The organism is Rhodococcus sp. CX, from assembly GCF_015865005.1.
Lineage (GTDB): Bacteria > Actinomycetota > Actinomycetes > Mycobacteriales > Mycobacteriaceae > Rhodococcus.
In genome coordinates this window covers 43,679-48,656 of the sequence record NZ_JADZGH010000075.1, presented here as the reverse complement: position 1 = coordinate 48,656, position 4,978 = coordinate 43,679, and the positions used below count along the sequence as shown (strand labels likewise).

3 protein-coding genes and 2 pseudogenes are annotated in these 4,978 nt (G+C 65.7%); 1 reads left to right on the top strand and 4 read right to left on the bottom strand.

The window, feature by feature from the left end:
* From I0Q12_RS08510 to I0Q12_RS08500, 3 genes and pseudogenes are all read right to left on the bottom strand, one after another.
* Positions 1–398, bottom strand: a pseudogene (locus I0Q12_RS08510) (ATP-binding protein); the annotation flags it as partial.
* Positions 395–2,547, bottom strand: a pseudogene (locus tag I0Q12_RS08505) (transposase). The pseudogenes I0Q12_RS08510 and I0Q12_RS08505, both read right to left, overlap by 4 nt.
* Positions 2,544–3,284 (bottom strand): TnsA-like heteromeric transposase endonuclease subunit, encoded by a 741-nt coding sequence (locus I0Q12_RS08500; protein WP_197251507.1) that lies wholly within the window; start codon positions 3,282–3,284, stop codon positions 2,544–2,546. Before I0Q12_RS08500 ends, I0Q12_RS08505 begins: the two are co-directional and overlap by 4 nt.
* 246 nt (positions 3,285–3,530) lie before the next feature.
* Between I0Q12_RS08500 and I0Q12_RS08495 the strand changes: the two genes are divergently transcribed.
* The gene (locus I0Q12_RS08495; RefSeq protein WP_307846122.1) at positions 3,531–4,451 is read left to right on the top strand and encodes an aminotransferase class III-fold pyridoxal phosphate-dependent enzyme; all 921 of its coding nucleotides are present in this window, start codon (positions 3,531–3,533) and stop codon (positions 4,449–4,451) included.
* Here I0Q12_RS08495 and I0Q12_RS08490 read toward each other — a convergent pair.
* On the bottom strand, positions 4,381–4,978 hold a 598-nt coding region (locus I0Q12_RS08490), incomplete at its 5' end, for an acyl-CoA thioesterase II (RefSeq protein WP_231610286.1). The genes I0Q12_RS08495 and I0Q12_RS08490 overlap by 71 nt on opposite strands.

Here is a 4,978-nt window from a genome sequence, read left to right as displayed (position 1 = left end):
GTGCCCTTGATCCGGATCTCGCGGCGGTGAAAATCCTTGGCGAACGCCAGCACCGATGTCGTTTTGCCCAGGCCGGGGTAGGCGTCGATCGCGACCGCGCCCTTCGCCTTGTCGCCGAACTGGAGGTTGCTGTCGACCACGGTCGAGAGCTGTTCGTGCAGCGTGGTCAGTTGCGGGGTCCGGATCGGGCCCAAATTGGCGTGCCACAGCTGCCGAAAATGGTTGTAGACCTCGGCGTCGTCCGCGGTGAGCGCCCGCAGTTGCGTGCGGGTCAGCACCTCCGGTGCGACCAGGGAGGGGGCGTCGGCGAACTCCCGCCACCCCTCCTTGCGGGAGAGCGCCACATTGCCCAGCGGCGCGTAGTCCTGCAGGTGCTGCCGGATCAGTGCGACGGTCACAGGTACTCCAGCGCATCGGCGTAGAAGTCGCCGTCGTCAGGCCGGTCCAGCTCGTCGTCGGCGTCGTCATCACCGACGTCGATCCCCTCCTCCGGGGCTTCGACCGGGGGTGCAGTATCGCCGTGTGACGGATCGAGATGACGCCTCACCGATGGCGGCCCGGTCACCTCGTTCGTACGCGGCGGTTCGAGGTCGAGCGCCGCGTCCTCACGTGCCATACGCAACGCCATGCGACGCTCGGTCATGCTCGCCCCCAACCCCAGGTTCCAGCGCTCGAGCAGGTCGGCGACCGCGATCCGGTCGTCGGGGTAGGTGTACTTCGCCTTCGCCAACCGGCGGGCGAACGCCAACGCGTCCTCACTGAGCGGCATCTGCATCGACCGGGCGTGCTCCCACTCAAGCGGATACCACCGGCGGGAGGCCGGGTCCCGCAGGTAGATCCGGGTGATGTCGTCCGGGTCGACATGCAATGGCCACCACCGGCCCTTGCCCTTTCCCCGGTCCGGGTACGGGCTGGCACCGTCGCGGCACCCGGGCGGCAGGTCACCGTGGTAGCGGCGACCGTGCACCTCGAACCCGTAGTGCTGCAGGGTGCGCCACTCCACCTTGAGGAACTCGTACCCCAGGTCCGGGTCGCGCGGGACCTCGATGTAGCCGGCGCGGGCGACGCCGTGCTCGAACATCACCGCCGGCGACATCTTCACCGACGGCAGATGCGGATCGAGCAGGCTCTCGTGCGGCCGGTGGTGATACACCACCGCCACCCACTCCCGGATGATCGCCTCCAACTCGTCGAGGTAGAAGAACGCCTCCGACTCCGGCGCCACCCCACGCGAATGCACATCCGGGCCCTTGTATCCGGGCAGCGCCTGCAACAGGTCCTCCCGGATGGTGCGGAAGAACCGCTCCACCGGCCCCTTGTCGCGGCCGGTCCGCAACCGGGCCGGCTGGATCGAGATCCCCATCCGCTGACACACACTGGTCAGATGCTCGGAGACAAAGATCTTGCCGTGGTCGATCACGATGGTCTCCGGCGCCAGCGCCGGAGACGCCACCCCGACCATCGGCCCGTCGATCGCGTCGACGTCGACCAGCAGGGACCGCGGAATCCCGTGCTCGGGCCACACCGCATGCGCAGGCCAATCCCTGCCCGCCGGACGCGGCCGGAACGCCTGATACAACGTGGCCGCAGCATCGACCGCCTTCGTCGACACCGGCGTGAGCCGAATCCCGACGACACAGCGGGTGTACCAGTCCATCCCCACCGTCAATTCCGCCTGCACCCACCGCAAGGTCACCGGATCCAAGGCGAACACGTCCAGCCGGGTGGTGTCCATCAACAGGTACTCACCCGGCCGCGTCGGCCGCAGCTTCCCGTACGGTCCCTCCGGGCGGGCCGCGATGTCCCGATTCCGCTTGGTGCTCAACCGGAACATTGGGTGCCGCCGCTCCAGCTCCTCGAGTATCCGGAACGCGGTGGCCCGCGACGGCAGCTTCACCACGCCCGCACCGAACCGGGCCACCACCCGCGCGTTTGCCCGCTCGATCACCATCGTCCGTGACGGCCGCGACTGATCGGTGTGCTCGACCATCACCTCCAGAGCAGTCTCCACCCACCGGTCATCGGTTTTCGATGAACTCGTGCCAGAATCGCGCCGCACCGCCAACCCGGCCTCGCCGAACTTCTGGAACTTGCCGACCAGCGCTCGATCGTGCGAACACCGACCCCCAACTCGGCCGCCTTGGCGGCATAGCGATCCGACAACGCGACATCCTCGTCGAACTGGGGGCGTGGCTCGCTCGGGCCGGCGATCAGCGGGCTTCCGGACCGATATCCGGTAAGCACCTCGCGCACGTGAGCTGCTCGCACCGTGAGTTGCTCCTGCTCGGCCGTGGTCAGCTGGGCCAGAACCACGGCGGCGACTTCCTGATCGTCGTCGCTCGAAGGGCCGGAGCCGTCCGGGATCACCCGGGCGCGCCCGCACCCCAGGAGCTCCTTCAACGCGACGCGTCGATACTGCCGGCCGGATGCGTCCTTGACGACGACCTCGTTCCCCGCCGCGGTCGACACCATCTCCACCACCTCGACAGTCTCGCCGTCGTAGAGGAACCGAGTCCCGACACCGACCCGCACACCCGCGCCCGTCACGAACGCACTCCCAGCACGCTGCACGAACTCAGGGTCTTGCTCAAATCGAGCGTGAAATGGTGTCGCCACAACAAGTGCAGGACAGCCGATCGCACGACAGGTTCCGGCTGCTCGGGCAGGCATCGGACGGCCTCACCCAACGTGACGCCGTGCAGGTCGACCGATCGCAGGCCCGCCAGCAAGCCCTCATCGAACAGCCAGTCACGACGATATCCGGCCAAGAATCGGACATTGCTCAGCTCCGGCTCCGCCGGTTCGCTGGCAACCTGGTAACGCCAACCACGTGACTCCACCACCAGCCGCACCCACACAAACGTCAGCGCAACATCCGACTTCACCAGCCGCCGAGCGGGTTTCACGTCAACAACAACCGGACCGTCATCGCTCAACAGCAGATAGTCCGGCACGTGCCGTCGTCGCGCGCCCGCCACGTCAGCTTCGAGCAGGAACGGCTGAGCGACAATGCGCCGCACCGAGCGATCGAAATCTGCCAGCAGCAGGCGAGCCAACTCCAGGCGCGACTCGTAGATCACGAGCGCCCGCTCCGTACTGGACCAGTAGGCGCCGGAATAGTGCTTCTGACCGTGGTACCAGCGGAACGTTCGCCACGGGGTGGCGGCGTCAACCAGCGCCTCCGGCGATACATCGCCCCAATCAACTTCTGATTCAACACCATCCGCCTTACGGCGGACGCTCGCCACAACAGAGGTCGGATGCGCATCAAGATCAACGGCCATCAGGAACCTCGATACCGAAGCGGGCCGCACCACCGCAGCCCTTCACCATCGATCATCAACCCTGGTGATCCGATGACCCGGCATTCGGCGTGGGCGTGTCTCACGACAATGGTGGATCCGCCATCTGCCCGCCACTCACCGTGAGATTCCGCCACGGTTCTCGAGACCCTACACGGCTACCACGGAACACACGACGTCTCACTGATCGCGAACGGCCGCTTCCAGAATCCGGACCTCATCCCTCCGGTGCTCGTTCCCGGCGCCGAGAACAGTGTGGTGCTCCTGCCGTACAACCACATCGACGAGAGTGTTCGCATGATCGAGGAATGTGCTGCAGACCTCGCTGCCGTCATTGTCGAGCCGATTCTCGGTGGCACCGGGATGATCCCGGCGACGCGCGAGTATCTGGAAGCGCTACGTAGCGTTACGACCCAGCACGGTGTCGTGCTGATCTTCGACGAGGTGGTCACCTTCCCGGTCGGATTGCACGGCGTGCAGGGAATGTTCGGCATCACGCCGGACCTGACGACCTTGGGTAAGGCGATCGGTGGCGGGCTGCCGCTGGGCGCCTTCGGTGGACGCGCAGACATCATGAACCTCACCGACCCGGTGATCGATCCGACCACCCAGATGCGCCATGCCACCACACTGGGTGGAACGCCGGCCTGCCTGGCAGCCGGGCTCGCGCAAGTAGAGGCTTTGACGCCCGAGGTGCACGATCACATGAACGCCCTGGGCGAGCGGCTCCGGTCCGGCGCTCGTGACATGGCCGCACGGCTGAATGTTCCTCTGCAGGTCACCGGTGTCGGTCACGTCTTCGGGTTTCCATTGGTCGGAGGTCCCGATTGTAGATTTCGAAAGTGCATTGGCATCGGACCGTGCCACGATGTCGAAGATATCGATGGGCTTGCTCAACGAAGGATTTCTGACGTTCAAGTCGGCCGTGGGAACGGTGAGCGCTCCCATGACCTCCGACGACATCGATTCTCTTCTCGGTGCGCTCGAAAAGGTGCTCTTTGCATCAGGACTCGTCCGATCGTCCTGACAAGGAAGTGCGACCGCGGCCCGCGGGTTCCGAAACTCGCGGGCCGCAGGTTCACCCCAGAAAGCCTTCCTGTGCGACGCTGCACAGCAGACGGCCTGACCGGTCGAACATGCGCCCGGTGACCAGACCTCGACCCTGCAAGGCAGTCGGCGAGGTCTGGTCGTAGAGCAGCCAGTCGTCGTAATCGGGCACGCGGTGGAACCAGACGACGTGGTCCATGGACGCGATGATGCCAGGACCTCGAGTCGTCCGCCGGTCGGCGAGCATCACCGAGTCGAGTAGCGTCAGATCGCTGATGAACGTGAGCAATCCGTTCCGTAACGTCGGATCGGCGGGAACCGAGCCTCGGGTACGCATCCACAACCTGTTTCGAGGTGGAGGTGCTGCGGCGAGGTCGAGCGCCGCACGGGGAGGATGGGCGACATATCGCATGTCGAACGGCCTCGGCCGCACCCACCACCCGTCGTCCTCGTGGGCATACGGCGCGAGTGCGGTTTCGACGGACAAGAGCGTATCCGGGGCGGGCACGTCATGGGGCATCGGCTCCTGATACTCGATGCCCTCTCTCGCAGTGCAAAAGGAGAGATTGGCCTCGAAGATCTTCGTGTCCTTCTGGCTTGCCGAGACCCGTCGAGTGCTGGTGTTCCGG